The following is a 26,034-nucleotide window of genomic DNA, read 5'->3' as shown; positions in this document are numbered from 1 at the left end:
GTTTCCTTAAGGGGTTCGGCGGTGACCTCGGTCAGGGCTCGACGGTGACCTTGATCGCCGTGCCTCTGCTGACGATGTCGATGCCTTCCAGGACCTCCGCGAGCGGGATCCGGTGGGTGATGAGGTCGCTGACGGGCACCGCCCCTGTGGCGATCAGGTCGAGGGCCCTGGCGTTGTGCCGGGGGCTCGACCCGTTGGCGCCGACGATGGTCAGCTCGCGGTAGTGCACGAGGTTGGAGTCGAGCGCGATGATCGGGTCGTCCTTGGGCAGGCCGCCGAAGAAGCTGATCCTGCCCTGGCGGGCGGCCATCTGGAGCGCCTGCTGCTGGGCGGCCCCGGACGCCGCGGCCGTGATGACCACGTCGGCGCCCCGGCCTCCGGTCAGCTTGAGCACCTCGTCCACGACGTCGGCGTCCCTGCCGCTGATCGCGGCGTCCGGCCGTACGAGCTCGGCGGCCATGGCGAGCCTGTCGGGGTTGAGATCGGCAAGGAAGACCCGCCCGGCCCCGCGCGACCGGGCGAGCCGCACGTGGAGGCAGCCGATGGGGCCGGCCCCGAGGATCACCACGTCGTCCCCGTCGCCCACGCGGGCCAGCTCCTGCCCGTTGAGCACGCAGGCGAGCGGCTCCGCGACCGAGGCCTCGGCGAAGCCGACGCCGTCGGGGATGCGGTTGAGACCGTCGACGGCCAGGACCTTGGCGGGCACGATGGTGTGCTCGGCGAACCCGCCGTCGTAGTGGTAGCCCATGGACTCCTGGTTGGGGCAGACGGTCATCCTGCCGCGCAGGCACTCCTCGCAGCGGCCGCACGGGATCGCGGCGATGACCTGCACCCGGTCGCCCGCCGCCCAGCCCTCGACGCCCTCGCCCACCTCGGCGATCTCGCCGGCGATCTCGTGGCCCATGACGCGGGGCGGGCGGATGTGGTGGTGGCCGTGCTTGAAGATCTTGACGTCGGTGCCGCAGGTGGAGCAGTTGCGGACGCGGATCTTGACCTCTCCGGGCCCCGGCGAGGGCTCGGGCGCGTCCTCCACGCGGATGTCACCGGGGGCGTGGAAGCGGGCGACCTTCACTCGGATGTTTCCTCTCTCACGGGCGGCCCGCTCACCGGGAGCGGGTCCGCGTCGTCTTCTGTCACAGGTTGCAGCAGCCGGACCACTTCATCGGCCTCGGTCGCCTCGCGGAGGGCCTTCGCGCGCTCGGGGTCGAGCAGGATCTGCGCCAGCTCCGACAGCAGGCGCACGTGGCCGTCGCCCCGGGCGGCGATGCCGACGCACAGCACGACGGGGAAGCCGTCCCAGTCGACGCCGCCGGGGAAGCGCACGACGCTGATGGCGTCGTGGTGGACGGCGTCCTTGCCCGCGAGGGTGCCGTGCGGGATGGCGACGCCCTCTCCGACGTAGGTGGAGATGGACCGCTCACGGTCGATCATCGTGCCGATGTAGGACTCGTCGACGGCGCCCACGTCGAGCAGCGCCTGGCCGCACTGCCGGATCGCGTCGTCGCGCGACCCGGCCTCGGCGTCGAGCCGTATGGCCCTCGGGTCCAGCGGCAGCGGCGCCGCGTCAGGCATCGACCGTGCCGCCGTTCTTCATCGTGGTGACGAGCCGGGTGACGGCCGGGTCCCCGATGAAGATCTGGAACGGCACGAGCGGGGTGCCGGGAGCGGAGGCCCTGGCCCGGTCGGCCAGCCCCGCGTGGCAGACGATGACGTCGGCGTCGGCGGGGATCGAGTTGACCGGCGTGTGCTCCACCTGGACCGAAAGCCCCTTCAGGGACTTGCGGAGCTGGGTGGCGAGCATGACGCTGCTGCCCATGCCCGCGTCGCAGGCGACCACGATCTTCTTGACGTCCTTGCTGTCGATGCTCGGCATTGCCGGCTCATCCCTCTCTGGTGACGGGCTGGATCTGCTTCTCGTCCGGCCCCGCGACGGTGGTGTCCTGCCCGGCGGCGGCCGCCTCGGGCTCCGGGCCGGCGAGGGCCGCTTCGGGCCCGGCGGGCTCGGGCTCGTCGCCGTTGGCGCGGCCGAAGCCCAGCAGCGCCGACGCGACCGCGAACGACACCCCGGCGGCGACGAGGACGCCGGCGATGACGCCGAACCAGCCGCCCTTGGGCGTGACCGCCATGTAGGCGAAGATGCTGCCGGGCGAGGGGGTGGCGACCAGGCCCGCGCCGGTGACCAGGAAGACCAGGATGCCCGACGCGCCACCGGCGATCACCGCGAGGATCAGGCGCGGCTTCATGAGCACGTACGGGAAGTAGATCTCGTGGATGCCGCCGAGGAAGTGGATGATGATCGCGGCGGGCGCGCTGGGCCGCAGCAGCCGGGGGCCGAAGAAGAAGTACGCGAGCAGCAGGCCGAGCCCGGGGCCGGGGTTGGACTCCAGCATGAACAGGACGGACTTGCCGGCCTTCACGGCCTCGGCGACGCCGAGCGGGCCGAGGACGCCGTGGTTGATCGCGTTGTTGAGGAAGAGCACCTTGGCCGGCTCGATGAGCACCGAGGCGAACGGCAGCAGGTCGTGGCCGATCAGCCACGAGACGCCCTTGCCCGCCACCTCGGTGATCGACTCGACGATGGGACCGATGCCCCACACGCCGAGTACGGCCATCGCCGCGCCGACGATGCCGGCGGAGAAGTTGTCCACCAGCATCTCGAACCCGGCCCTGGTCCGCTGCTGGATGAAGGCGTCCACCTGCTTGATCACGAAGGCCGCGAGCGGGCCGACGATCATGGCGCCGAGGAACATCGGCACGTCGGCCCCGACGACGACGCCCATGGTGGCGACGGCTCCGACGACGGCGCCGCGCTGGCCGTGGACCATGCGCCCGCCGGTGTACCCGATGAGGATGGGCAGCAGCGTCGAGATGATCGGGCCGACGAGGGCTTCCAGGGTCTTGTTGGGCAGCCATCCCGTGGGGATGAACAGCGCGGTCACAAGACCCCAGGCGATGAACGCGCCGATGTTGGGCATGATCATGCCGGCGAGGTGACCGCCGAAGCGCTGGATGGTCGCCTTGACACCGGTTCCATGAACCGTGGGGGTATAGGCATCGGCCATGTGGGTTGCTCCTTCCGGGGCGGCCGGCGTGGGGGCCGGCAGGGGGTGGAAACGCGCCGTCTAGTCCCCGGACGTCAACGGCTTGGCTGGATCGGGTTCGAGGATGCGGACGCCGCCCCTGTCGATGTCGGCGGGCGAGGGCATCCGGCTGCCCGGCAGTGACACGGCGGCCGACGCCCAGGCCAGGGCCTCGACGAGGGCGGCCTCGCCCGCGGCTCCCGCGGCCAGGAACCCGGCGAGCATGGCGTCGCCCGCGCCGACGGTGCTGCGCGGCTCGCGCACCGGGCACTGGCCGTACCACGCCTTGCCGTCCTCGACGAGGACCGCGCCGTCGGGGCCGAGGCTCGCGAGGACGGACCTCGCCCCGAGGGCGAGCAGCTTGCCCGCGGCGTCGATCGCGTCCCCCAGCGACGCGATCGGGGTGCCGGTGGCCTCGGCGAGCTCCTCACGATTGGGCTTGACCAGGGCGGGCGCCGAGGCGAGCGCCGACACCAGCGCGGGACCGCTGGTGTCGACCGCGACGTTGATGCCCGCCTGGGTGAACCGCCTGCACAGGCGGGCGTACATGTCGACGGGGACGCCCGGCGGGAGGCTGCCGGAGGCGACCACCCAGTCGGCGGACTCCGCCGCGCTGAGCACCGCGTCGGCGACCGCGTCGAGCTCCTCGGCCGAGAGCGCCGTGCCCGGCTCGTTGATCTTGGTGATGGTGCCGTCGGGCTCGGCCAGCGCGACGTTGGAGCGCGTGGGCCCCGCGACCGGCACCGTGATCATCTGGATGCCCTCGCCGGAGAGCAGGCTGACGAGCTGGTGCCCCTCGGCCCCTCCGTAGGGGACCACCGCGCACGACCTGACCTGGTTGGCCAGCAGCGCCCTGCACACGTTGACCCCCTTGCCGCCGGGGTCGAGGTGGGCGGTCGCGGCGCGGATGACCGTGCCACGCGCGAGCGTCGCGATCTCGATCGTGCGGTCGAGGCTCGGGTTGAGCGTCAGGGTGAGGATCACGCCCGTACCACCTCGGGCCCGGCCTGCGCCACGTCGGACACCGTCGCGGGGTCGAGCCCGGTGTCGGTGATCACCACATCGATCTCGGACATCGACGCGAACCGCGCGAGGTAGGTGTCGGCGAACTTGGTGTGATCGGCGAGCAGCACGCTGCGCTTGGCCGCCTTGATCATCGCCCGCTTGATGGCCGCCTCGGCGGGGTCGGGCGTCGTGAGGCCCCTGGCGACCGAGCAGCCGTTCGCCGCCATGAACGCGACGTCCACGTTGAGCCGTGAGAGGGGGCGCAGCGCCCAGTCGTCGACGGTGGCCAGCGTGCGCCCCCGTACCCGGCCGCCGAGCATGATCACGCTCAGGTTCGCGCGGGTGGCCAGCGCCGTGGCCAGGGGCGGGGAGTTGACGATCACGGTGAGCTCGCGGTCGGCGGGCAGCACCTGCACCAGCCGGCCGGTCGTGGTGCCCGCGTCGATGATGATCGCGCCGTCCTCCGGAAGCTCCGCGACGGCGGCCTTGGCGATGCGCTCCTTCTCGGCCGTCATGACCTCGTCGCGGGTGGCCAGCGCGGGCTCGAAGCCGAGCCGCTCGACCGGGATGGCCCCCCCATGCACGCGGCGCAACACGCCCGCACGCTCAAGAACAGTCAGGTCGCGGCGGATGGTCTCGGTGGTGACCGAGAACTCCTCGCCCAGCGTCACCACGTCCACCCTGCCGATGGCCCGTGCCCGACGCAGGATCTCCTGCTGCCGCTCCTCGGCGTACATCGTGTTGATTCACCGCCGTTTCAAGTTGGTTTCGTCTTTGTTTATACCCGCCCCTGTTGAGACGTCAAGGATTTTGCGGCATCCGCCCACCAACCTCTGCGAAAGTAGGCGTAGACCAACGAAACAGACGGTGAACCCCACCGCCGGAGGAACGATGACGAAGATCTGCGTGACGGGGGCCTCAGGGAAGCTCGGCCGGGCCGTGGTGACGGACCTGCTCGGCCACGGGCACGAGGTGGTGGCCACCGACGCCAGGCCGGGGCCGCCCGGCCTCGGCGCGCAGGTGATGCTGGCGGACCTGACCGAGTACGGCGAGGCGGCGGAGGTCCTGCGCGACGTGGAGGCCGTGGTCCACCTGGCCAACATCCCCGCGCCGGGCATCCACACCCCGTCGGAGACCTTCAACCGCAACACCGTGATGAACTCGAACGTCTTCCTCGCCGCCGCGCAGCTCGGCATCGGCCGGGTGGTGTGGGCCTCCAGCGAGACCACCCTCGGGCTCCCGTTCGACGTCCCCCCGCGTTACGCGCCGGTCGACGAGGACCACTACCCGTTCCCGACCTCGACGTACTCGCTGTCCAAGGTGGTCACCGAGACCCTGGCCGAGCACGTCGCCCAGTGGTCGGGCATCCCCTTCGTGGCCCTGCGCTTCTCCAACATCCTCGGCCCCGAGGACTACGAGGCCTTCCCCGGCTACTGGGAGGACCCGCTCCTGCGCAAGTGGAACCTTTGGGGCTACATCGACGTGCGGGACGCCGCCGAGTCCTGCCGCCTCGCCCTGACCGCGCCCGTCCAGGGGGCCAGGAGCTTCGTCATCGCCGCCGCGGACACCGTGATGAACCGCCCGTCGGCCGAGCTGATGAAGGAGGTGTTCCCCGGCGTCGAGATCCGCCGCGAACTCGGCGAGTTCGAGACGCTGCTGGCCGTGGACGCCGCCCGCGAGGCGCTCGGATTCACCCCGAGGCACTCCTGGCGCGACCACCTGTGACGGCCGAGGGCCCGCGGGCCCTCGGCCTCAGACGCCGGACAGCACCAGGGTGAGCAGCGCGGAGCCTCCCCCCGCGACGGCCCCGGCCGCGACCTGCGCGACCGTGTGGTGGGCCAGCCGTACGCGGGCCCAGCACACGACCGCGACGACCACCGCCCCGGCGGCGAGCGTCGGCATCGCCGGCAGGACGCGGGCGAGCACCAGCACGGTGCCCGCCGAGACCGCCGCGTGGAAGGAGATCTTCCAGCGCAGGGTCACGGGGACGGTAACCGCGAGGCCCGCCAGCATCGCGGCCACCGTGGCCACCAGCAGGCGCGGGGCCCCGAGGCCCGCGAGCAGCATGAGCGCCGCGAGCACTGCCGCGACCGCGACCAGCAGCGGCATCGTCCTGCGCGACCGGTCGACGATGTGCCGCGAGTCGAGCCGTCCGGAGCGGACGCCCATGGCGATCACCACCGCAGGGACGCCCCCGCACAGCAGGGACGCCAGAAGGCCCCACTGGAAGCCGGTCCAGCCGTCGGAGACCAGGCCGACGACCGGCGGAAGCCCGATGACGAGCACCTGCGGGGCGAAGATCTCGGTGACCCAACGGGCGACCCGGTCCGAGAGGCCGGAAGCCCCCCTCGCCCCTTCCCCGGCACTCGCCACACGCTGGCCACTCATCGGCACTCCCCCGTCGAGACTTCCCGCAGCTACGCAGACTGCCACACCTCGGTGACCCGGGGACCCCGCGACGCGATCTTCGTACCGCTCCCCCGCGCCGAGCCGGTGGCGAGAATCTCCGGCCGCCTATAATTTCGAGGAGATCAGCGTCATTGGAGGGGTATGGGAACCGCCGAGCCCCTGGTCGTCGGCGTGGACGGCGGCGGCACGAGCACGCGCTGCCTGGTCGCCACCCTGAGCGGCGAGATCGTCGCCCGGGGCCGCGCGGGAGGGGCCAATCCGCGTTCCGCCCGCGACCCCGGCGGCAACCTCACGCGCGCCCTCGGCGAGGCCCTGTTCCGGCTCGGTCCCGGCTTCGATCCCCATGACGTCGCGGGCGGCGTCTTCGGGCTCGCGGGCGCGAGCGCGGCGGGCCGCGAACGGGCGCTCGCGCTCGCCGCCGCCGCGTGGCGGGCCGCCGCCCTGCCTGGCCTGCCGGTCGTGGTCCCGGACATCCTGGTGGCCTTCACCGGCGCGACCCCCTACCCCAGCGGCAGCGTGATGATCGCCGGTACGGGCGCGGTGGCGGCCCGCATCGCCGACCGGCTGATCGTCCGCCGGTGCGACGGCTACGGGTGGCTGCTCGGGGACGAGGGCTCGGGGGTGTGGATCGGCCGGCAGGCGGCGCGGGCCGCGCTGGCGGCCCTCGACGGCCGGGGCCCGCCGACCGTGCTCGCCGACCGCGTCCTGCCCGCCCTGGCGGTAGGCAGGCCCGCTCCCGAGGAGGACGGCGCGGCCCCTCCGGCGGGCGAGGCGCGCGCCCAGGCCATCGTCGCCGCGGTGTACGACGGGGAGCCCGCGCGGCTGGGAACGCTCAGCCCCCTGGTGGAGGCGTGCGCCCGCGAGGGCGACCGGGTGGCCCTCACCATCCTGGACGACGCCGCGCGCCTGCTGGTCCGCACGCTCGACACCGTGAGCGCCGCCGGCCCCGCGCTCCCCGTGGTGCTGGCCGGGTCCCTGCTGACCAGGCCGACCCTGGTGGCCGAGCGGGTCAGGGAGGCGTTGATCGGCCGTCCGGTCGTCCTGGCCCGGGACGGCGCGGCCGGAGCCGCCGCCCTCGCCCTGCGCGCCGCCGCCGTCTCCGCGGGTCACGCGACGGCCGGCGCCGAGACCGAGGCGGCGCACCGGAGGCTGCTGGCCGCCGGTGACGCTCCCGGTGAGGCCTGACTCAGCTCACCCAGAGGGTGGGCGCGCTCTGGCGGTTGGCCGCGTCGACGGCGGTGACGCGGTAGCGCGAGCCGGCCTTCCACGCCGGATCGGTGAACCGGCCCCCGGGCCCGCCGGGCACGACCGCCAGCAGGTGCCCCGTGCCGTCCGGGTCGTGCCGGTAGACCGCGTACAGGCGGGGCTCGGCGCGGCCCTCGGAGGCGAAGGTCAGCTCGGCGCTCCGGCTCGTGCGGCGGGCGCCGGTGACGACGGGCGGCCGGGGCGGCTCGCCCGAGGCCAGGCGCGGCAGCACCGGGCCGAGGGCGGGTCGCGCGTAGTGCTCGGCCTGGAGCCTGGTCATCGCCCCCAGCCGGTCGGCGCGCACGTCCCCCGAGTTGTAGTAGACGTCGCCGCCGATGCCCGGGTGGTCGCCGTTGAGGGTGAGGTGCCGTGAGAGCTCGGCGGGGTCCTGCCAGGCGGCGGGCTGACCGGGGGCTCCGGCGTTGTAGACGGACTGCCCGATCCACAGCTGGGTGTGGGTGCCGGCCACAGCCTTGGCCCACCAGGAGGCGAGCACGGCGTAGTCGGCCACCGGCAGGCCGATGTTCCAGTAGAGCTGCGGGACGATGTAGTCCAGCCAGCCCTTCCGCACCCAGCCGCGGCTGTCGGCGTGCTGGTCGTCGTACGACTGGGAGCCCGAGGTGGCCGAGCCGAGGGGGTCGGTGGCCGCGTTGCGCCAGATGCCGAACGGGCTGATCCCCCACTGGGCCTCGGGCTTCTCCTCGCGGACGCGCCGTCCCATCTCGTGGATCAGCAGGTCGACGTTGTGCCGCCGCCACGCCGCCCGGTCGGCGAACCCCTTGCCGTGGCGGGCGTAGGCCTCGGCGTCGTCGAACTCCTGGCCGTCGACGGGGTAGGGGTAGAAGTAGTCGTCGAAGTGCACGCCGTCGACGTCGTAGCGGGTGACCGCGTCCATGATCGCGTCCTGCACGAAGGCGCGGACCTCCGGCAGCCCGGGGTTGTAGTACAGCCCGCCCGAGTAGGTCACGCCCCAGCCCGGATTGCGGCGCAGGGGATGATCGGGCACCAGCCGGGCGGGGTCCGGCTGCAGGGACACCCGGTAGGGGTTGAACCACGCGTGGAGGGCGAGCCCGCGCGCGTGCGCCTCCTCGACCATGAAGGCCAGCGGGTCGTAGCCCGGGTCCCTGCCCTGGACGCCCGTGAGGTACTGCGACCACGGCTCGTGCCGCGAGGGCCAGAAGGCGTCGGCCGTGGGCCGCACCTGCACGAACACCGCGTTGAACCGGCGCGACACGGCGAGGTCCAGCCAGGAGGTGAACTCGCTCTTCTGCTGCTCGGCCGTGAGGCCTGTGCGCGAGGGCCAGTTGGTGTTGTTCACCGACGCGATCCACATGCCGCGCATCTGCCCCGGCGACGACAGGACGGCCGCGTCGCCGGGGCCGGTGGCGCGCGGAGCGCCACCGGGACCGCCGTGGGACCGGGCGGCGCCCGCCTCCGGCGCCCGCCCCCGGGCGAGCGGGACGAGCGCGGCGGCGGCCAGACCGCCCAGTACGGCCCTGCGGCTGACCGGGCGGCCGTTCACGCCGGTCCCGGACGGCTCGCGGGCTCTGGACGGCCCGGCGACGCCGGTCCTCCGGCGGCTCCGGCGGCGAGGCCCCGGTGCCGGCCATGGCCTGGGTGCCGGCTGCGGCCTCCGGCGCGAAGATGACAGATAATTTTCATTGGATCAATGAGTCTGAAGATAGTCGTCATCAGGCCGTGACCTAACCGGGAGCGAATGAAGGAAAGCTTCATAGAAGATATGCGCAATGGCGCGAGATGCCACATCGACGTCAAACCACCCCATAGCACGCGGACCAGGCGGTCCTCGAAGAGGTAGATCGCAAGGGCCGCCGCCGACACGACCGGAAGCCACGCATGCCGCACAGTCCCGATCTCGACCGCCTCGCCGCCACCGTGCTCCAGCCGGGGTTCGAGGGCACCACCCCGCCCGGGTGGCTGCTCAGGCAGCTCGCCGACGGCCTCGGCGGGGTGGTCCTCTTCGCGCGCAACATCTCGGGCGACACCGCCGGGCTCGTACGGCGGATCCGTGAGGAGAACCCTCAGGTCGTCGTCGCCGTGGACGAGGAGGGCGGCACCGTCACCCGCCTGGAGGCCGCGACCGGCAGTTCCTGGCCCGGCAACGCCGCCCTCGGCCTCGTCGACGACCTCGGCCGCACCGAGCGGACCGGCAGGGAGATCGGCAGCCTCCTCAACGCGACCGGCATCACGCTCGACTACGCCCCCGACGTGGACGTCAACGCCGACCCGGACAACCCGGTGATCGGCATACGGTCCTTCGGCTCCGATCCGGACCTCGTGGCCCGCCACGCCGCCGCCTGGATCTCCGGGCTGCAGAGCGCGGGCGTGGCCGCCTGCGCCAAGCACTTCCCCGGGCACGGCGACACCGTGACCGACTCGCACCTCGCCCTGCCGGCCGTCCACGCCTCGCGCGAGCTGCTGGAGCGGCGCGACCTGCCGCCGTTCCGCGCGGCCGTCGCGGCGGGGGTCCGGGCCATCATGTGCGGCCACCTCATGGTGCCCTCGCTCGACCCCGGGCTGCCCGCCACGCTCAGCCCCCGCGTGCTCACCGGGTTGCTGCGCGAGGAGCTGGGCTTCGAGGGGCTCCTGGTGACCGACGCGATCGAGATGAAGGCCGTGGCCGCGCTCATGCCCCAGCCGAGGATCGCCGTACGGGCGCTCGCGGCGGGCGCCGACGCGATCTGCGTGGGCGCCTCATCCCCCGGCGGCGAGAACGTCTCCGAGCTGCGCGCGGCCATCGTCCGCGCGGTTCACGAGGGCGCACTGGACGAGGCGCGGCTGGCCGAGGCGGCGGGCCGCGTACGGGCCCTGGCGGCCTGGCACGAGCGCGAAGGGCACGTAGAGCGGGTGGCGGGGCGGGCGGCGGACATCGAGCTGGACGCCGAGCACGGCGTCTCCCTGCTCGGGCTGGACACCGCCCGCCGGGCGCTCCGCGCGACCCCCGACGCCGGCTCCCTCGCACGCCCGGTCCTCACCCGGGCGCCGCTGGTGATCGAGATGTCCGCGCGGCCCCACCAGGCCATCGGCGGCGCCGTGCCGTACGGGCCGGGCGAGGCGCTGGCCGCCACGCTCCCCGGCACCGCCCGCACGACCCTGACGCCCGCCCTGCACGACCTCCCCGAGCTGGGCGACTCGCCCCTGGTGGTGGTCACGCACGACGCGCACCGGCACGCGTGGATGGCGCGGGCGCTGGCGGAGGTCGTCCTCCGCCGCCCGGACGCCATCGTGGTCGAGATGGGCCTGCCGGGCACTCCCACGGGCGCGGTCTACCTCACGACCGGCGGCAACTCCCGGGTCTCCGCGCTCGCCGCCGCCGAGTGGCTCACCGGCCGCTGAGCCGCCGCGGCCGGACGCTCCCCGAGGATCGCCGGGGCCGTCCCACCAGGATCTCGATGCTGCCCCATGGATCTGCCACGACCAGGGTCCCGGTAGAGATCCACGGGCTCTGGCTTCCTCCACACCACCAGGATTGATTGACATCCTCCCCGGCGTGAACGCCGGGGACTCCCCCACGTCGCCGTGGGGTTCTTACTGCTTCTGCTACGCCGCTTGCGCGTCCTAGGTTCCGGGCGGGGCCAGGGTCGGAGTTGCCTCACCTGGTCTTACCTGCCCTCCACAGTCGTTTATGCCGTGTCCAGCCAGCCCGGCGGCCACGGTCGTACCGGTGTTGCGCTGCCCCTCAAGCAGAATGTTGATCGCCGCGGCGATGTCGCGGTCGTGGTGCTCACCGCAGGACCGACAGTCCCACTCACGCACATCCAGGGGGAGTTTGCCGACCCTCCACCCGCAGCAGGGGCACAGCTGGGAGGACGGATACCAGCGGCCGATCCTGGTCAGGGTGCGGCCGTACCGGGCGGCCTTGCCCTCCACCAGGGTGACAAACGCCCCCCAGCTCGCGTCATGCACCGACTTGGCCAACCGGCCCCGCGCCAGACCCCGCACCGCCAGCGTCTCGACATGCACCACTTGGTTCTCGCGGATGATCGAGGTGCTGGTCTGGTGCAGGAAATCACGGCGCGCATCGGCCACCTTGGCATGCTGGCGGGCGACCCGCGCCCGCGCTCTGTCCCGGTTGTTCGATCCCTTCTCCTTGCGTGACAGGCCCCGCTGCAGCCGGGCGAGCTTCTTCTCCCTACGCCGCAACCACTTCGGGTTCGCGATCTTCTCCCCGTTACTGAGGACCGCATAATGGGTGAGCCCCAGATCGATCCCGGTCTCCGCATCGACCTCAGGCACCACCTGAGCGGCATCGTCGACCTCCACCACGAACGAGGCGAAATACCGCCCGGCGGCGTCCTTGACGACCGTGACCGACGACGGGGCCGCGGGAAGCCCGCGTGACCAGCGGACCTCCACCTGCCCGATCTTCGCCAGATACAGGCGGCCCCGCCCGGTCAATGAGAAGGCGTTGGTGTTGAACCGGGCCGCCTGCCGGTGGTCGTGGCGGGACTTGAAAACCGGCAACCCCATCTTCGGGCCCTTACGCCTACCCGACACCGAGTCGAAGAAGTTCTTGTAGGCGGTGTTCACATCGCGGACCGACTGCTGCAGCACGACCGAGGACACCTCGCCCAGCCACGCCCGCTCTGGGGTCTTCTTCGCGGCGGTGAGGACCAGACGCTGGATCTCGGCGTCCCCGATGAACCCCAGCCCTGCCCTTCGGGCTGCCTTCCGCGCCGCCACAGCGTCGTTCCACACCACCCGGGCACACCCGAACGTCTTGGCCAGCATCTCCCGCTGAGGTGCGTCAGGGTAGAGCCGGTAGTTGTAACGCAGCTTCACCTCGACCCATCCCCAACCACACCAGCAGCGACACCCCACCCACTAATCGAACACATTAACGTCTGGTCTATGACACTCGAAGCCGAATATCGACACGGACGGAACGTAGTTACCGCGATGCATGTACATCTGGTCTTCGTCACCAAGTACCGGCGCAACGTGTTCGACGATGCGATGCTGTGCCGCTGCAAAGAAATCATGATCGAGGTCTGTGACAGCTTCGAGACCGAACTGCGCGAGTTCAACGGCGAACACGACCACGTCCACCTGCTCGTCCGCTACCCACCCAAAGTCGCGATCTCCAAGCTGGTCAACTCACTGAAGGGCGTGTCCTCGCACGACCTGCGCAAAGAGTTCACCGGCCGGGTCAACCGTGCCATCACGCACGGACACTTCTGGTCACCCTCCTACTTCGCCGCCTCCTGCGGCGGCGCGCCCCTCACGATCATCAAGCAGTACATCGAACACCAGCGCCGCCCCACCTGACATCACAGATCCCCGCCACGCGCTCCGGTTGTCCCGCCTGACGGCGGACCATCCCCTAAAAGAAGGGGACCGCATCCATCCCCGCCCTGAAGCAACGAGACCTTCTGCAGCTTCCCGGTAATCTGTCGGGTAACAGCAAAGGAACCCCATGATCGACCCGCAACGCTCGACCCCCGAGAACCTGGTGGCCCGGGTGCGGGCCGTGCTTCCCTCGCTCACCCCGTCCGCGCAGATCATCGCCCGGCTCATCCTCGACGACCCGGCGACCGTCGCCCGCAGCACCATCACCGAGCTCAGCGCCGCCTCCGCGACCAGCGAGGCGACCATCGTGCGCACCGCGCGGGTGCTCGGCTTCTCCGGGTACGCCCAGCTGCGCCTCGCGCTCGCGGCCGCCGCCGCCACCCGCCAGGGGCCCGACCGGCTCGTCCCCGGCGACCTCGCCCCCGACGACCCGCTCTCCGACGTGATCGCCAAGGTCACGCGGGCCGAGGCAGAGGCCCTTGAGGACACCGCCGCGCAGCTGTCCCCCGAGCGGCTCGGCGAGGTGGTGGACGCCATCACCGGGGCCCGCCGCGTCGACGTCTACGGCGTCGCCGCCTCCGGGCTGGTGGCGGCCGACATGTCGCAGAAGCTCCTGCGCATCGGGCTGTCCGCCCACGCGTTCACCGACGCGCACCTGGCCCTGACGAGCGCCGTGCTGCTGAGGCCCGGTGACGTCGCGGTGGGCGTGAGCTGCACGGGCGAGACCCCCGACGTCCTCGAGCCCATGCGCCGCGCGCAGCGGGCGGGGGCGACCACCGTGGCGATCACCAACAACCCCAGGTCGGCGCTCGCCGAGGTGTCCGCCCACGTGCTGATCTCCGCCGGACGGGAGACCGCGTTCCGGCCGGGCGCGCTGGCCAGCAGGATCAGCCAGCTCCTGATCGTCGACTACGTCTTCGTCGGCGTGGCGCAGCGCACGTCCGAGGTGTCCAACGGTGCCCTGCGCGCCACCCGCGACGCCATCGACCACTTCGTCACGGAGTCCCGGCCCCGGAGCAGGAAGCCGTCGTGACGTCCGCTCTCAGCGGCACCGGCGGCGGCGCGCCCGGGGCCGCCTCCGCCGCGAGGGGGCCGCGCCGGAGCAGCACTCCTCGATGAGGAGGCTGAGGCCGATGCCGACCAGCCACACGTCCTTGGCGAGGGCCACACCCTCCTGGGTCGGGCGGATGCTCCCCGGCCGCCTCATGCCGGGCGTCCTCAGGTAGAGCCCGACCAGACCGGCGGCGAAGCCGGTGAGCGCGGCGCCCGCGACGGCCGAGGGCACCACCGGCGCGAGCAGCGCCGCCCCGAGGGTCATCTCGGCCACCGACAGAGCCCGCGTGAACTTCTCAGGGTCCAGGCGCCTGAGGAACGGGTAGGCGCCGGCGGCCATGCCGTGCACCCCCGCAGCCGTCTGCTCGTCCGCGTCGTACTTCGTGAACCCGGAGTTCAGGATGTACGCGCCTGTGGTGATCCGCAGGGGGAGCTGATGGGGACGTACGGGAAACCGCATGGTTCCTCCGTTACCTCTGAGGCGGTCGGTCACCGGACACCTACCCCATCGGCTGTGGCGCCTACCAGCGCGGACGTCCGTTCACGCGGGGCGTCGCCGCGCCGGAGCGGCCGCCCTCAGCCGGCGTCCCGGGAGCGGAGGATCTTGGAAAGGGCCGTGACGGCGAGGATGACCACCCCGATGATCAGTGCCCACTTGACGATGCCGGCCACCAGGCTCAGCAGCGTGCCGAGGAGGAAGAAACCGACGATGACGGCTACGACGAGGAGAAGAATGCGTCCCATGGCTTCACGCTAGGCGCCCGCGAGGCCCGGCGACATACGGCGAGATCGAGTTCAGGGACGAGTCAGGGTCGGCACTCAGGGTCGCCTGGGGGTGCCGCGTGGGGGTGTCGCGTGGGGGTAGAGCCCCACCAGGCCGGGAAAGGGCCGCACGCGAGCGGGCCGGCCCCGAGGTGGGGCCGGCCCGACCGCCGGGCGAGGGAGGCTCACAGCACCGCGCAGCCGATCCGGACGGGGACCCGCGCCGACCAGCGGCCCGAGAGCACGTCGTAGGCCTGGGCGTAGCCGTTGGCGGGCTTGCCCGCGGCGGAGCAGTCGAACACGCCGGTCTTCTTGCCGAAGCTGCCGCCAGCGAAGCCGCTGTGCGCGGAGGCGTTCACGGTCCCGCTCCAGAACAGCCGGCCGGTGTTGTAGCGGAGGTACAGCTTGACCTGGCCGAAGTTGTAGTGGTCGCCGCTGATCTTGATCCGGGGGATGTCGTCCACCGAGGTCGAGGTCGAGGTGCCGTCCCCGTTGTCGGTCGGCGGGACGGTGTACCGGTTGATCCACAGGCGGGCGGAGACCTTGCGGTTCGCGGCCTGGGCGTTGTCGGCGGCGGCCTGCGAGCGCACCGAGGGGGCCACGCAGACGTCGTCGCCGGTGAAGGCCTCGCGCCACACGTACCCGGTGACGCAGGTGTGCGCGCCGAAGGCGCCGGAGGTCCAGCGGCCGGCGGCGGCGGAGTTGTCGGAACGCGTCTGGGTGCGGGTGGCGGAGCTGACGCAGACGTGGTCCGCGGGCCGGGCCTCGCGCCAGACGTAGCCTTCCCGGCAGGTGTCGGGCCCGAAGTCGCCGGTCGCCGCGGAGGCGGACGCCGACGGCAGGGTGATCACGGACAGGCCGGCCACGGCGGCGACGGCGAGACCGAGCAGGGTGCGCTTCATCTTCTTCTCCTGAGTGTGAGTGTGTTTCCCGGTCCTGTTCGCTCGGCCCCGGGGGTCTTGCACACTCAGTGATATCGGCCTCCACCTGCACGTTCATTGAAGGCCGCTTGACGCTTCAGGTTGCAAGGGACGTGCAAGGGCTTCAAGCCGGAGAGGCCGCACGCCCCGGGCGTGCGGCCTCCGCGAGAGGTGGTCTTCTCTAGGTGCCGTAGACCTGCATCTCGTACAACGAGTACCCGTAGGACGTGCCGCGCGCCGTGCCGTTCACCCGCACGTACCGGCCCGATCCCGACAGCCCCGTGAGGTCGTCGGCGCCGCCGTCGCCGGTGGTCGTGGTGTACAGGTTCGTCCAGGTGGTGCCGTCACCGGACACCTGGACCTGGTACGACCTGCCGTACGCCGCCTCCCAGTACAGCTTGACGCGCGTGATCGAGCGGGTGGCGCCGAGGTCGACACGCAGCCACTCGGGGTCATGGCCCTCCGCCGACGCCCACCGGGTCGAGGTGGTGTCGCCGTCGAAGGCCTTGGCGGCGCCGTAGGACGAGCTCTCGGTGGAGGAGGCCGTGGCCGGCCTGCCCTGCGAGAGCAGCGTCTCCGTGGTGGTCCCCGAGGTGGTCGCCGTGACGGCGGCGGAGGCGGCCGAGGCGTTGCCCGCCGCGTCCCTGGCCTTCACCGTGAACGTGTACGACGTGGCCGGCGACAGCCCGGTCACCGTCACGGACGTGCCGCCCGCGGACGCCGCGACCGAGGCTCCGTTGTACACGTCGTACCCGGTCACCGCCACGTTGTCGGTCGAGGCGTCCCACGCCAGCGACACGCTGGAGGACGTCACCCCCGTCGAGTGCGGGTTGCCCGGCACCGACGGCGGGGTCGTGTCGGCGCCTCCGGACCCGCCCGCCGGGACGGTCTGGGTGGCGACGTTCCAGCCAGAGACCCGCACGCTCGGCGCGGAGCCGTTCAGGTCGGAGGTCCGGTAGGTGGCCGTCAGGGTCCTCGTCTCCCCGGGCCAGAGGCTGACCGCGTTGTCGGTCCACTGGACGGGCAGCACAGGTTTGCCCGCCTGGTCCACCACATGGGCGTCGAGGTAGAAGGCCGGGATCTTGCCGGTGCCGGTGTTCCTGAGCGTCACCGTGGTCGTCGTGGTGGCGCCGGAGGCCGAGGAGGAGGCCGAGGCGCTCAGCGGCGACCGGGCCATGCCCGCCAGCCCGGTCAGGTCGGCATAGCTCGTGGTCGGCACGTAGTACCAGTCGTTGTTCGCCCAGTCGATCACGTCGGCCTTGGTGGAGAGCCAGTAGACGTTCCGGTCGATCTCGCCGCCGCCGTCGCTCAGCGTCAGCCGCACCAGATAGCTCGTCGACAGGCCGGTGATCGACGGGATGGTGACCGCCGTGACCTTGCCGCCGTCGCCGGGGGCCGTGACGGTCGCCGTGTCGGTGTACTTGCCGGTGCCGTCGAGGTTGAAGACGTCGGTCCTGACCGTCAGCCCCGAGGCCGCCGCGTGGTTCTGGTTCACCACCACGACGGTCCTGTTGTCGTAGGAGTACTGCACGTGCAGCGGCTTGTTGGCCTCGCGGGCGCCGTAGTACGAGCCGCCCTGGTCGAGGTAGGTGTCGAAGAGCTGCCAGTGCAGCGAGCTCCAGCCGCTATTCAGCATCCAGTAGACGACCCCGGTCGAGGGGTTGGACGAGTCGGTGAAGTTGCGCCGGTAGGCCTCGTATTGCGCCCTGATGTTCTCGTACTGCTGGAGCTGGGCCTTGCGGACGTAGTCGTCCAGGCTCGTGGAGGTGCCGTACCTGCCGTTGATCGCGTCGTCGAAGAGCTTGAGGGTGCCGAAGGTGCTGGACGGCGAGCGGTGGTACTGCGCGGCGGTCGCGCTCTGCCACAGCGTGTTCAGCTCGCTGGACGACATCATGCGCTTCAGCGAGTCGGCGGTGGGGACGTCGGGGCCCGCGCTGGTCTCCGAGTTGAAGCCGAACGCGCCGCCCTCCCGCTTGTTGAACCAGTAGCCCGGCGGCACCCAGTCGTACGGCCCGGTCATCTTCATGCCGGACGAGCCGAGCGTGGGCGAGGACTTGTCGGAGGCCGCGGCGACGATCGGGGTGTTCCAGTCGGCGGCGTTCAGCGCGGCCAGGTAGCCGGTCTCCTGCTGCGCGTTCGGCGCGAAGTCACTGCCGATGAGGAAGGTGAAGACGCTCGGATGGTCGCGCAGCCGCACGGCCTCCGCGGTCATCGAGTCCTTGGCGATCGTGTGGTCCGCGGCGGTCCAGGTGTCACCGGGCTCGCCGCCGTTGGTCTGGCCCTCCCACTTGTCGCAGCACTCCCAGCCGGCCATGACGAGGATGCCCATCTGGTCGGTCAGGTCGAAGAGCTGGTCGGTCTCCAGGTGGCCTTCGAGCCGGATGGTGTTCAGGCCGAGGTCGCGGACGTAGCGGAGCTTGTCCTGCGCGTAGGCCGGGTCCCAGCGCAGGAACAGGTCGGGCGACCAGCCGCCGCCCCGGATGAGCAGCGGCCGGCCGTTGACCTTGTACAGGCGGTGCCCGCTGCCGTCCAGCGAGGAGGTCACGGTGCGGATCCCGAAGCGGGTGTGCGCGGTGTCGCTCGCGGAGCCACCGGCCGTCGCGGTCAGGTCGAGGTCGTAGAGCGGCTGCCCGCCCATGCCGTACGGCCACCACACCTGGGGACCGGCGATGGACTGGGTGAACGTCAGGGTCTTGGTCTGGCCCGCCGCGAGGTCGACGTCCTGCGTCAGGGCGGCCGAGCCGACGGTGCCGGCCACGGTGGCGTGCACGGCCGCGCCCGAGTCGTTCCTGGCGTCGACCTTGATGGTCAGGTCGGCGCGGTCGAGCGCCGGGGTCAGTGCGGTCACCACATGGGCGTTCCGCAGGGCGACGGCGGCGCTGCGCCGGACGAGGACGTCGCGGAATATGCCCATGTTCCTGTCCGGAGGGGTCTGGACCCAGTCGATCCAGCCCGTGGTCAGGTGCTTGTTCGGGTCGTTCGGGTCCACCTTGAAGGCGACCGAGTTGACGCCGGGGTGCACGAGCGAGGTGACGTCCAGTTCGTGACGGGTGTAGGCGCCGGCCACCTGGGCGCTGGTGGCGACCTGCGTGCCGTTCACCCACACGTCGGCGCTGGAGATGACGCCGGTGACGTCCAGGAAGGTCTTCAGCCCCGTCTCGGCGCCAAGGGTGAAGTCTGACCGGTACCACCAGGGGACCGTGAAGTCGGCGGCCGGGATGTTCTTCATGTTGGTGGAGTAGAACGGGTCCGGGTACTTCCCGTTCTTCAGCAGGCCGGCCAGGACCGTGGAACGCGGCCCCACCGGATACCATCCGGAGGCCGCGTAGCCGGGAGTGGAGATCGTGGCGGCCGGGTCGGTGACCTTGGACGATGACTGGATCTTGTACCCGTCCAGGGCCGAGGGGGCGACGGCCGCGGCCGCGACGCCGCCCGTGGAAGCGGACCCCGCCAGCGCGTGGATCCCTCCCCCGGCGGTCATCGCCAGCACGAGCGCGCCGACCAGCCGCGTTCTCACCCAGGTACGCCTGTCGAATCTGACCATCGGTATCTCCGGGGGGCGTTTAGTTAAGGAGCCTCCCTAACTATGTGCTGGATTTTGACCCCACCGGCAAGATCCGTCAAGGTTCCGGGGCGCACGAGGCCCGCGTCTCAGACCGGGACGGCGAACACGACCCGGCGGCCCTTGAACTCGGTCACGCTCCACAGCTGGTTCTTCTCGTTCCAGCAGGTGAGGTCTTCCGGGCCGACCGGGAACCTCTTGACCTCGGCCGGCTGCCCCGAGGGGACCACCAGGAGCGACCCGTTCTTGGTCGAGGACGCCGCCTGGCTGAGGTACCACCGGCCCTTGTACGACAGCGCGCCCTGGATCTTGGCCGCCGGAAGGGTGAAGGCGTCGGCCGCGTTCGCCAGGCCGTCGGCCCCGGCGACGAGCGTGCCGTCCGAGGCGAGCGCCCAGCGCGCCACGCGCCCGGTCCTGCCCGGCTCGCCGGCCGGGTCGACGTACTCCCCCGAGACCAGCATGTGCGGGGTGAGGCTCCTGTCGACGGCGGCGAAGGAGTACCGGGCGTCCCCGGCGGCGCTCCAGGCGTCCACCTGCGGCATCACGTACCGGTAACCGAACGCGTGGTACTTCCCGTTCTTCAGGCCGATCTTGTCGTCGTCGCCGCTCACCTCATAGATGTGCCGGGTGTCGAACACCCGCACCCCCCGCGAGGTGTCGACGACGTAGACCAGGTTCCCGTACCACGCGATGCCGCCCGCGTGGATGTTGATCGCGCCGTACGAGGTGCCCTTGGGCTCGACGAGCAGCACGTGCCGGTACTTCCTGGTCGTCGTGCTGAGGAACGAGACCCGGACTCCCCGCTCGGTCGCCGCGCCGTCCGGTTTCCAGTACCAGGTGACGGCGAACGCCTGGACGTCCGTGCGCCCGGCCTCGGAGCTGGAGGCCACCCCCTGCGGGTACCAGTCGGTGGTGTCGTTGTCGCCGGGCTCGAAGCAGTACCAGTCGGCCGGTTTAGGCGACATCGAACCGAAGGCCGTCGTCGTGCCCTTGTGGATCGCGGTGCGGTTGGCCTGGGCCAGCACGGTCTTCAGATCGCGGACGGGCAGCGCCTTGGCCAGCCTCTCGACCGCCTGCGGGAGGTCGCGGGTGTTCCGCCGGAGCTGAAACGGCCCCGGGTCCGTCCCGGTCATGAGGCTCGGGCTCATGGGGGTGCCCCCGTCGTACGTCAGGAGCGGGAACGCGTCATCACGCCACCTGCCCGCGCCCCCACCCAACCGATGATCAACCCCGCCAGTCTCCCGCAGGAGCGACATATCCGTCTACGCAATGAAGCGATCGAGCAGACGTGAGAACCGCCGACCCGTACGCCGGCTCGTACCGCACAGGACCGTACGCCGGCTCGTACCGCGCACCGGATGAGCGGGCGTGGTCTCGACCGGGCCGGTGCGAAGGGGGCCGGAACCCCGGCCCCCTTCGCACCCCACCACCTCAACCCCTCTTGACCCGCTTGACCCAGGGGCCGTTTCCCCAGCTCTGCCCGTTACTCCGCTCTGCCCTGGTTCCAGATCGGCGCGTTGTCCCGGCTCTGCCCGCAATCAGGCCAGGACTGCCGTTACCCGGGACTGGTACCCATAGACCTTCTGGCCCTGCCGATGACCTCTTCGGTGGTGAGCGGACTCTTGGGATGGTGACTCAGGCATAGAGGAGTCCGCAGCTTCTCGAAGCCCGCTCCTTCGACGGCGGTATAGAACTGGCCCGAGGTAAGCCGCGCGATGTCATCGACGTCGCTTCCCTTGGCGCGAGCCAGCTCCCTCGCAGCGGTCATCTGGATGGAACTGTTCAGCAATCCGAAGAACTGGGTGGCGGCGTTCCCTGGGATCCGGTTGTGCAACCCCTTCGGTGCCTGAGTCGCGAAGACGAGGCCGAGCCCGTACTTGCGGGCTTGGGACGTCAGCGCCAGCGTGCTCTGCGTGCACGCGGTCATCGCTCCTGACGGAGCGAACGTCTGCGCCTCGTCCATCACGAACAACCCGCCCAAAGGCCGTTCTCCGGCCGGGTGCTTCTTGATCCAGGCGAACAGCGCCATCTGCAACTGGTTGACGAAGCTCTGCCGCTGATCGTCGGACTGCAGGCCGACGAGACTGATGACCGAGACACGCGCCCTCTTACCCTCGGGCGGCGTCAGGAGGACACCAGGATCCATGGCGACTCCGGCACCACCGAACAACGGGTCGTTCACCATGGCCGCGGTCAGGTTCTCCGCGATCTCGGCCGCCAGCTTCTCAGCGTTCCGCAGCTCGCTGATCCCTTCTGGCAGGGACGACATCAACGCGATGAGGCCCCGGAGACTGGTCGCGCCCTGGCGCCCGTAGTACGTCACCGCTTCCCGGAGCACGGCGAGACCTTGGTGAGCCTTGGGAGCGTTGCCCACCAGCTTGACCCGTGGGGCGATGGACGCGACGGCACTCTCCACCGCCTCCGCGAACTCGTCAGCATCGCCCACGACGCTGCTGAAGTCGGGTAACGGCTGGAAGCTGAGCGGACGCCCCCCGTCACGCCGTGGGGTCCAGACCACAACGTCGGTGTTCGCCAGATACTCCTCGGCCCTGGCCGCGTCACCCGCGGCCCATTGCCATGGCTCCTCAGGCCACGGATCCCCCAGACGCGCCAGGTCGTTGTTGGGATCCAGCACGATGGCCGAGACGCCTTGGAGCGCGCACTCCTCGACCAGATGGCGGATCAACACCGTCTTGCCCGACCCCGATCCGGCGAAGATCGCGGTGTGCTTGCGAAGCGCCTCCAACTCGACGCTTACAGGCCTGTCGCCCGCGATCGTCATGCCTATGGGGATGGAGGGCGCCTGTCCCTCGACAGCCTTCTTGGCCAGAGGTGGCGGCGCCGGAACCACCGCGTCGCCATTGCCTCGGACAGGAACGCTCCAAACGTTGCTCGGCAGCTCGTCGGTGGTCCTCGAACCGACGGTCCCATTTCCGGCAACCGTCGAGCGTGTCCGCTCCTCGTCCGGCGTCGTCGTCATGGGTCGTGAGTGATCCGCTACGCCTCTGACGTATTCCAGGGGAGCGCTCCACACGTCGCCCAGCGCCTCTTTGAACAGCTTGATGCCGCTGGCGGGTTTCCGCTCCGCCAGCCAGGCTTGGAGATTCGGTGGGTTCTCGGTCAGCAGATCCCGCAGCGCGGCGAGCGTCTTGAGATCCTCTTCCTCTACACAGAGGGTCCTGCCACCGGCCTTCTCGAACTCGGCAATCGCCTCCTGAGTACGACTACCACCCGACCATTCCCTGTTTCGCAGTACGAACAGCCGTCGTTTGGACACCTCGGCGTCCAGTCCGGCCGCCACGCAGGCGGCACGCAGACGATTAAGCGCGGCACGCGGGTTGTCCACGGCGATCGAACGAAAGCACCAGTGCACTTCGTCTTGGGTGGTTTCGTTCAGCGTACGGCGAAGGCGCGCATGCAGCGGCGGCTTGGCGCTGGGAGGAGCATCCTGGCTGAACACTTGTCCGGGTTCGCCCTGTTCGGCAATCCAGGCGACGAGCCCTGCGGAGAGAAGTCCCGGCATCACGGCATCCTCGGTCGGGAAGTCGAGGGCCGCTGCCGCATTCCCTAACTCCCTCAACTCCGCGAACCTGGTGTCGATACCTGCCAGAACCGGTGTGGGCACCCTGCCGGGTACGTCGACAACAGGCATCACCTCGATCGGATCGGCCAGATTCTCCAGTTCTTTGACCTGGTCGGCGGCGAGGCACGCCTGGACATGGCCATCGATCTTGATCAAGAGCTGCCTGGGAGTGAAGTCGGGGGCATGCTCGAACGCGGACGCCTTCACCGGCCACGTCGGATAGGGCGGGCGGAACCCGACCTTACGGAACCGCGCCGCGAACCGCTTCTCCACGAGGTTCAGACCGATCTTGGAATCGGGGATCGTCATGAGCGGGACCGCCTGCCGGAACCGGTCGCGTACGGTGTCAGTGGCGGCCTTCTCGATGAGCACCCATGACAGCGGGAGGCACGAGACCACGGTAAGCGTGCGGTGGGTATGCTCTCGCAGCGACATGAGGCCGCCCGCGATCTGTTCGATCACGAGCATCTGCCGCCAGTCCTGCTCGACATTCTGCTTGCTCGTGATGGACGCCTGCGCGATGAGCGGATCGATCTGGTCCACCGCTATGACGGACGGTCCGGTGAACGCAAGAAGCCGCGAGATGTCTCGGACGATCTCCTGCGGCGATTTGTGGCCCCTTCGCATCCCCCACTGGGCGCGCTCGCCCGGTTCCTCCTCGGGCTGCGACGACATGAAGGTACTTCCGATGTCCTGCGCCCGCAGATCGTCGGAAGCACGCAGGACCAGCGCTCGAAGGGTGTCCTGGGCATCACCGCCCACACGCGCGTCGAAGCGACGCAGCCCTTCCACGAGGGCGTCCAGAGCCGGTTTCGACAGCGGCGCCTTCCCGATGAGCTGCTGACGAGCCATCGGCTGCACGCCGACGAGTGAGGACAGGCGTCTCAGGAACATCCTGAGCTGGCTCTCACCGTCGATTTCCCGCGCCAGGCTGTCCAGAACCGACACTATGACGCTTTCCCAGAAGTCCCGGGCATCGAACAGACCCACCAGGAAGAAGTAACCTCCGTCTTCCTGCACCTTCTGGCGTACCCATCCGAGCAGGTGCGTCTTCCCGGTCCCCCGTTGCCCCTGGAGGATCACGCCGATGGGGCTCGCCTCGACGCTGTAGTTCGCTTCCGCCAGCCCATCGAGGATCGCCTGTGTCGTCCGGCGGTGCAGGCCGTCGACGTGGAACTGCGAGGGACGCCACACATCACCGGGGCCCTCTACGTAGTTGAATCTGAGCGCCTCCAGCGCACGTCGCTCTTCGCCGGTCATCATGCTCCGATCCACAGGAGGTGCTTTTCCTGGTCGCCGAGGGTCACCGCCGCCTCGCGGTCCTCCATGGAAAGCTTCTTTTGATTGGACTCGGGGACGATGTTCACATCCGGCAGGCGGTTCATCGACCTGAGTGCGTTGTCGACCGCCCGTCTCGACACGTCCGGCAGAAGCGCCCGGAGTTCGGCGAGACCGACATACTTGCCGGGCTCGCCGGCTAGTTCGGCGTAGATGGCTCGAATTCGCTTTTCAAGGTCAGGATCGACGGCCGGGAGGGCGGGCGAGGCTCCGGGCCGCTCAGAGGTCTGCGAGGAGGGCTTTGGCCCAGCAGGCGCCAACGACTCGGCCTGAGTCGAGTAACCGGGTGCCGTGAAGATCTCACCGAGCTTGTTGCCGGTCCGGTCCATGTAACGCTGGACACCTCCCAGCATCGCGGACAGCGCGGCATGCAATGCAGCGCCCGGCAGGCTCTTGGGCCTCTCGATGCCGCGCCCAAGTTCCTCGATCACACGCGTCCAACCATCTTCGGTAAGAACGTGAACGTAGGTGCGCCCCTGCTTCCAGCTCTCGACCAGTTTCAGTTGGTTCAGTTTCCTGCGATCCTCGCCGGTCAGCGTATAGCCGCCATGTGCCTCCCCGAGTTCGGTATTGGAGACCTCTTTGGCCTCTGCCATCAGCACTAGAAGTGCGGCGACCTGGGACAACTTCAGTTTGTTGTCAGGCAAGGCGTGTTCCTTCCAACGTTCCAATGCGGCGGCCGTGGAGGAAGCGCCTCACTTGGCCGACGACGGCTTCTGTATCGGTTAAGACCTGGTTGTTCGTGAAGCGCAGGACGGCGTAGCCGTCGAGCTGGAGTTGCACGTCGCGGTGCCGGTCCTTCTCGAACTTGAGCGAGGCCCGATGCTCGTGGCCGTCGATCTCGACCACGCACCGCTCCTCCTGCCACAGCAGGTCGACCCGGATGGGGTTGGCGAGGGCGTGCGACTGGTAGGTCTGGTTCCACGCCCGTCCGCGCGCCCACGAGCACTGCGCGAGCGCCGTCTCAAGGGCCCGCTCGGCCTTGCTGCCCGGATGCGGCATTCCGGCGACGGCCGGGTACCTCAGCGGACGGCCGCCATCGGGCAGCGGCGGCGCCTCCCGGCCGAGGACGTCCGCCTTGGCGGGCAGGTGCGGCGTCACCGTCTCGACCCGGTCCACGGCGGCGAGGGCGGGCCCCGCCAGCCAGATGCCGAACCCGCCTCGTTCGGCCAGCCACTCGCATCCGGCGACCAGCACCTCTTCCTCGAAGGGAGAGAGCCCCTCGGGCACCTGCAGGAGGATCGAGGCGTCGCGCCGGCCGAAGCTGGACGCGAGCACCCGCGCGAGACCGGCGGCCCGTACCTCGGCGCCGAACCGGGCGGGCCGGCGTGGCGGGCCCGCCAGTGACAGCTCGGCCAGGTCGGCGAGGAAGGGACCGAAGTGGTGGCTGGTCGCGGCCAGCCGCATGGCGAGCGCACGCGCGGCACGCACCCCCGCGCCGCCCGGCCCGTCGATGCCCTCCGCGCCGGGCAGCCAGGCCGGGAACAACTCGACGGCGGCCTTTTCGAGTTCACGCAGGACCGTGGCCACCATTTCGGCCACGGAACTCGCCGCGTCCGGGAAGTACGTGAGAATCGCGGGCGCGCCGTCAGGGGGCGGTTCGATCGACAATGCGGTGGCGTCGGCATTCATCCCTGAGAGTCGCACCACGCGACCTATCGGCAGGTCCACCCACGACAGAGCCACGCTTTTCCCTCGGATTCCGGTTCCCCGCTGGATTGCCGAGGTTATAGGTAAAAGACCACCATCCGCACCACTTTGCCCAAG

The 26,034-nt window shown here is 70.5% G+C and carries 22 protein-coding genes; 5 read left to right on the top strand and 17 right to left on the bottom strand.

Annotated elements, in window-relative coordinates; all coding sequences use genetic code 11:
• Nucleotides 1–31: 31 nt before the first annotated feature.
• From OG589_RS07820 to OG589_RS07795, 6 genes are read right to left on the bottom strand one after another with little or no spacing between them, the layout of a single operon-like run.
• A complete protein-coding gene (locus OG589_RS07820; RefSeq protein WP_405147473.1) occupies nucleotides 32–1,072 on the bottom strand; it encodes a zinc-dependent dehydrogenase in 1,041 nt (346 codons plus the stop codon).
• On the bottom strand, nucleotides 1,069–1,572 hold the full coding sequence (locus tag OG589_RS07815; protein WP_405147471.1) for a PTS sugar transporter subunit IIA: 504 nt from the start codon (nucleotides 1,570–1,572) through the stop codon (nucleotides 1,069–1,071). Before OG589_RS07815 ends, OG589_RS07820 begins: the two co-directional genes overlap by 4 nt.
• The gene (locus OG589_RS07810; RefSeq protein WP_405147469.1) at nucleotides 1,565–1,873 is read right to left on the bottom strand and encodes a PTS lactose transporter subunit IIB; all 309 of its coding nucleotides are present in this window, start codon (nucleotides 1,871–1,873) and stop codon (nucleotides 1,565–1,567) included. Before OG589_RS07810 ends, OG589_RS07815 begins: the two co-directional genes overlap by 8 nt.
• A gap of 7 nt (nucleotides 1,874–1,880) precedes the next feature.
• Nucleotides 1,881–3,062, bottom strand: coding sequence for a mannitol-specific PTS transporter subunit IIC (gene mtlA / locus OG589_RS07805; protein ID WP_405147467.1), 1,182 nt, complete (start codon nucleotides 3,060–3,062; stop codon nucleotides 1,881–1,883).
• A 60-nt stretch (nucleotides 3,063–3,122) separates the two neighbouring features.
• Nucleotides 3,123–4,064: a 1-phosphofructokinase gene (gene pfkB / locus OG589_RS07800; RefSeq protein ID WP_405147465.1), complete on the bottom strand. Its 942-nt coding sequence runs from the start codon at nucleotides 4,062–4,064 to the stop codon at nucleotides 3,123–3,125.
• A complete protein-coding gene (locus OG589_RS07795; RefSeq protein ID WP_405147463.1) occupies nucleotides 4,061–4,822 on the bottom strand; it encodes a DeoR/GlpR family DNA-binding transcription regulator in 762 nt (253 codons plus the stop codon). Before OG589_RS07795 ends, pfkB begins: the two co-directional genes overlap by 4 nt.
• A 154-nt stretch (nucleotides 4,823–4,976) precedes the next feature.
• Here OG589_RS07795 and OG589_RS07790 point away from each other — a divergent pair, with 154 nt between their 5' ends.
• Complete coding sequence (locus OG589_RS07790; RefSeq protein ID WP_405147461.1) at nucleotides 4,977–5,810, top strand: NAD-dependent epimerase/dehydratase family protein; 834 nt, start codon at nucleotides 4,977–4,979, stop codon at nucleotides 5,808–5,810.
• A 27-nt stretch (nucleotides 5,811–5,837) separates the two neighbouring features.
• On the opposite strand, the gene OG589_RS07785 is transcribed toward OG589_RS07790, so the two are convergent.
• Nucleotides 5,838–6,473, bottom strand: coding sequence for a hypothetical protein (locus tag OG589_RS07785; protein ID WP_405147460.1), 636 nt, complete (start codon nucleotides 6,471–6,473; stop codon nucleotides 5,838–5,840).
• Nucleotides 6,474–6,635: 162 nt separating this feature from the next.
• Here OG589_RS07785 and OG589_RS07780 point away from each other — a divergent pair, with 162 nt between their 5' ends.
• Nucleotides 6,636–7,679: an N-acetylglucosamine kinase gene (locus tag OG589_RS07780; protein ID WP_405147459.1), complete on the top strand. Its 1,044-nt coding sequence runs from the start codon at nucleotides 6,636–6,638 to the stop codon at nucleotides 7,677–7,679.
• A 1-nt stretch (nucleotide 7,680) separates the two neighbouring features.
• Here the strand turns inward: OG589_RS07780 and OG589_RS07775 are convergent, their stop codons facing one another.
• Complete coding sequence (locus OG589_RS07775) at nucleotides 7,681–9,261, bottom strand: family 10 glycosylhydrolase (RefSeq protein ID WP_405147457.1); 1,581 nt, start codon at nucleotides 9,259–9,261, stop codon at nucleotides 7,681–7,683.
• A gap of 335 nt (nucleotides 9,262–9,596) precedes the next feature.
• On the opposite strand from OG589_RS07775, the gene OG589_RS07770 reads away from it, so the two are divergent.
• Nucleotides 9,597–11,096, top strand: coding sequence for a glycoside hydrolase family 3 protein (locus OG589_RS07770; RefSeq protein WP_405147455.1), 1,500 nt, complete (start codon nucleotides 9,597–9,599; stop codon nucleotides 11,094–11,096).
• A gap of 222 nt (nucleotides 11,097–11,318) precedes the next feature.
• Here the strand turns inward: OG589_RS07770 and OG589_RS07765 are convergent, their stop codons facing one another.
• Nucleotides 11,319–12,542, bottom strand: coding sequence for an RNA-guided endonuclease InsQ/TnpB family protein (locus OG589_RS07765; protein ID WP_405147453.1), 1,224 nt, complete (start codon nucleotides 12,540–12,542; stop codon nucleotides 11,319–11,321).
• 69 nt (nucleotides 12,543–12,611) lie between these two features.
• Between OG589_RS07765 and tnpA the strand changes: the two genes are divergently transcribed.
• The gene (gene tnpA / locus OG589_RS07760) at nucleotides 12,612–13,028 is read left to right on the top strand and encodes an IS200/IS605 family transposase (protein ID WP_405147452.1); all 417 of its coding nucleotides are present in this window, start codon (nucleotides 12,612–12,614) and stop codon (nucleotides 13,026–13,028) included.
• Nucleotides 13,029–13,176: 148 nt separating this feature from the next.
• On the top strand, nucleotides 13,177–14,082 hold the full coding sequence (locus OG589_RS07755; RefSeq protein WP_405147451.1) for a MurR/RpiR family transcriptional regulator: 906 nt from the start codon (nucleotides 13,177–13,179) through the stop codon (nucleotides 14,080–14,082).
• Nucleotides 14,083–14,091: 9 nt separating this feature from the next.
• Here OG589_RS07755 and OG589_RS07750 read toward each other — a convergent pair whose 3' ends face one another.
• The 8 genes from OG589_RS07750 to OG589_RS07715 all read right to left on the bottom strand — a co-directional run bounded on the left by OG589_RS07750 (nucleotide 14,092) and on the right by OG589_RS07715 (nucleotide 25,899).
• Nucleotides 14,092–14,562, bottom strand: a complete 471-nt coding sequence (locus OG589_RS07750; RefSeq protein WP_405147449.1) for a hypothetical protein — start codon at nucleotides 14,560–14,562, stop codon at nucleotides 14,092–14,094.
• A gap of 116 nt (nucleotides 14,563–14,678) precedes the next feature.
• Nucleotides 14,679–14,846, bottom strand: coding sequence for a hypothetical protein (locus OG589_RS07745; RefSeq protein ID WP_405147447.1), 168 nt, complete (start codon nucleotides 14,844–14,846; stop codon nucleotides 14,679–14,681).
• Between the two features lie 203 nt (nucleotides 14,847–15,049).
• Nucleotides 15,050–15,766, bottom strand: a complete 717-nt coding sequence (locus OG589_RS07740; RefSeq protein WP_405147446.1) for a hypothetical protein — start codon at nucleotides 15,764–15,766, stop codon at nucleotides 15,050–15,052.
• A gap of 199 nt (nucleotides 15,767–15,965) precedes the next feature.
• Nucleotides 15,966–19,328: a discoidin domain-containing protein gene (locus OG589_RS07735; protein ID WP_405147444.1), complete on the bottom strand. Its 3,363-nt coding sequence runs from the start codon at nucleotides 19,326–19,328 to the stop codon at nucleotides 15,966–15,968.
• Between the two features lie 107 nt (nucleotides 19,329–19,435).
• Nucleotides 19,436–20,494 carry a hypothetical protein gene (locus OG589_RS07730; RefSeq protein WP_405147442.1) on the bottom strand — a complete coding sequence of 353 codons (1,059 nt, stop codon included), beginning with the start codon at nucleotides 20,492–20,494 and terminating at the stop codon, nucleotides 19,436–19,438.
• A 407-nt stretch (nucleotides 20,495–20,901) separates the two neighbouring features.
• Nucleotides 20,902–24,192 (bottom strand): ATP-binding protein, encoded by a 3,291-nt coding sequence (locus tag OG589_RS07725; RefSeq protein ID WP_405147440.1) that lies wholly within the window; start codon nucleotides 24,190–24,192, stop codon nucleotides 20,902–20,904.
• Complete coding sequence (locus OG589_RS07720) at nucleotides 24,189–24,914, bottom strand: hypothetical protein (protein ID WP_405147438.1); 726 nt, start codon at nucleotides 24,912–24,914, stop codon at nucleotides 24,189–24,191. Before OG589_RS07720 ends, OG589_RS07725 begins: the two co-directional genes overlap by 4 nt.
• Nucleotides 24,907–25,899, bottom strand: a complete 993-nt coding sequence (locus OG589_RS07715) for an endonuclease domain-containing protein (protein ID WP_405147436.1) — start codon at nucleotides 25,897–25,899, stop codon at nucleotides 24,907–24,909. Before OG589_RS07715 ends, OG589_RS07720 begins: the two co-directional genes overlap by 8 nt.
• Nucleotides 25,900–26,034 lie beyond the last annotated feature (135 nt).

The organism is Sphaerisporangium sp. NBC_01403 (assembly GCF_045040145.1).
Taxonomy (GTDB): domain Bacteria; phylum Actinomycetota; class Actinomycetes; order Streptosporangiales; family Streptosporangiaceae; genus Sphaerisporangium; species Sphaerisporangium viridialbum.
Note: the sequence above shows the minus strand (reverse complement) of the source record. Positions and strands in the feature narration are given on the sequence as shown.

What these genes read in the sequence shown, in the direction of transcription:
- OG589_RS07815 (WP_405147471.1), bottom strand. Translation starts at nt 1,572, where the DNA reads ATGCCTGACGCGGCGCCGCTGCCGCTGGACCCGAGGGCCATACGGCTC.
- OG589_RS07810 (WP_405147469.1), bottom strand. Translation starts at nt 1,873, where the DNA reads ATGCCGAGCATCGACAGCAAGGACGTCAAGAAGATCGTGGTCGCCTGC.
- mtlA (WP_405147467.1), bottom strand. Translation starts at nt 3,062, where the DNA reads ATGGCCGATGCCTATACCCCCACGGTTCATGGAACCGGTGTCAAGGCG.
- OG589_RS07795 (WP_405147463.1), bottom strand. Translation starts at nt 4,822, where the DNA reads ATGTACGCCGAGGAGCGGCAGCAGGAGATCCTGCGTCGGGCACGGGCC.
- OG589_RS07790 (WP_405147461.1), top strand. Translation starts at nt 4,977, where the DNA reads ATGACGAAGATCTGCGTGACGGGGGCCTCAGGGAAGCTCGGCCGGGCC.
- OG589_RS07785 (WP_405147460.1), bottom strand. Translation starts at nt 6,473, where the DNA reads ATGAGTGGCCAGCGTGTGGCGAGTGCCGGGGAAGGGGCGAGGGGGGCT.
- OG589_RS07780 (WP_405147459.1), top strand. Translation starts at nt 6,636, where the DNA reads ATGGGAACCGCCGAGCCCCTGGTCGTCGGCGTGGACGGCGGCGGCACG.
- OG589_RS07770 (WP_405147455.1), top strand. Translation starts at nt 9,597, where the DNA reads ATGCCGCACAGTCCCGATCTCGACCGCCTCGCCGCCACCGTGCTCCAG.
- tnpA (WP_405147452.1), top strand. Translation starts at nt 12,612, where the DNA reads ATGACACTCGAAGCCGAATATCGACACGGACGGAACGTAGTTACCGCG.
- OG589_RS07755 (WP_405147451.1), top strand. Translation starts at nt 13,177, where the DNA reads ATGATCGACCCGCAACGCTCGACCCCCGAGAACCTGGTGGCCCGGGTG.
- OG589_RS07750 (WP_405147449.1), bottom strand. Translation starts at nt 14,562, where the DNA reads ATGCGGTTTCCCGTACGTCCCCATCAGCTCCCCCTGCGGATCACCACA.
- OG589_RS07745 (WP_405147447.1), bottom strand. Translation starts at nt 14,846, where the DNA reads ATGGGACGCATTCTTCTCCTCGTCGTAGCCGTCATCGTCGGTTTCTTC.
- OG589_RS07740 (WP_405147446.1), bottom strand. Translation starts at nt 15,766, where the DNA reads ATGAAGCGCACCCTGCTCGGTCTCGCCGTCGCCGCCGTGGCCGGCCTG.
- OG589_RS07735 (WP_405147444.1), bottom strand. Translation starts at nt 19,328, where the DNA reads ATGGTCAGATTCGACAGGCGTACCTGGGTGAGAACGCGGCTGGTCGGC.
- OG589_RS07730 (WP_405147442.1), bottom strand. Translation starts at nt 20,494, where the DNA reads ATGAGCCCGAGCCTCATGACCGGGACGGACCCGGGGCCGTTTCAGCTC.
- OG589_RS07725 (WP_405147440.1), bottom strand. Translation starts at nt 24,192, where the DNA reads ATGATGACCGGCGAAGAGCGACGTGCGCTGGAGGCGCTCAGATTCAAC.
- OG589_RS07715 (WP_405147436.1), bottom strand. Translation starts at nt 25,899, where the DNA reads ATGAATGCCGACGCCACCGCATTGTCGATCGAACCGCCCCCTGACGGC.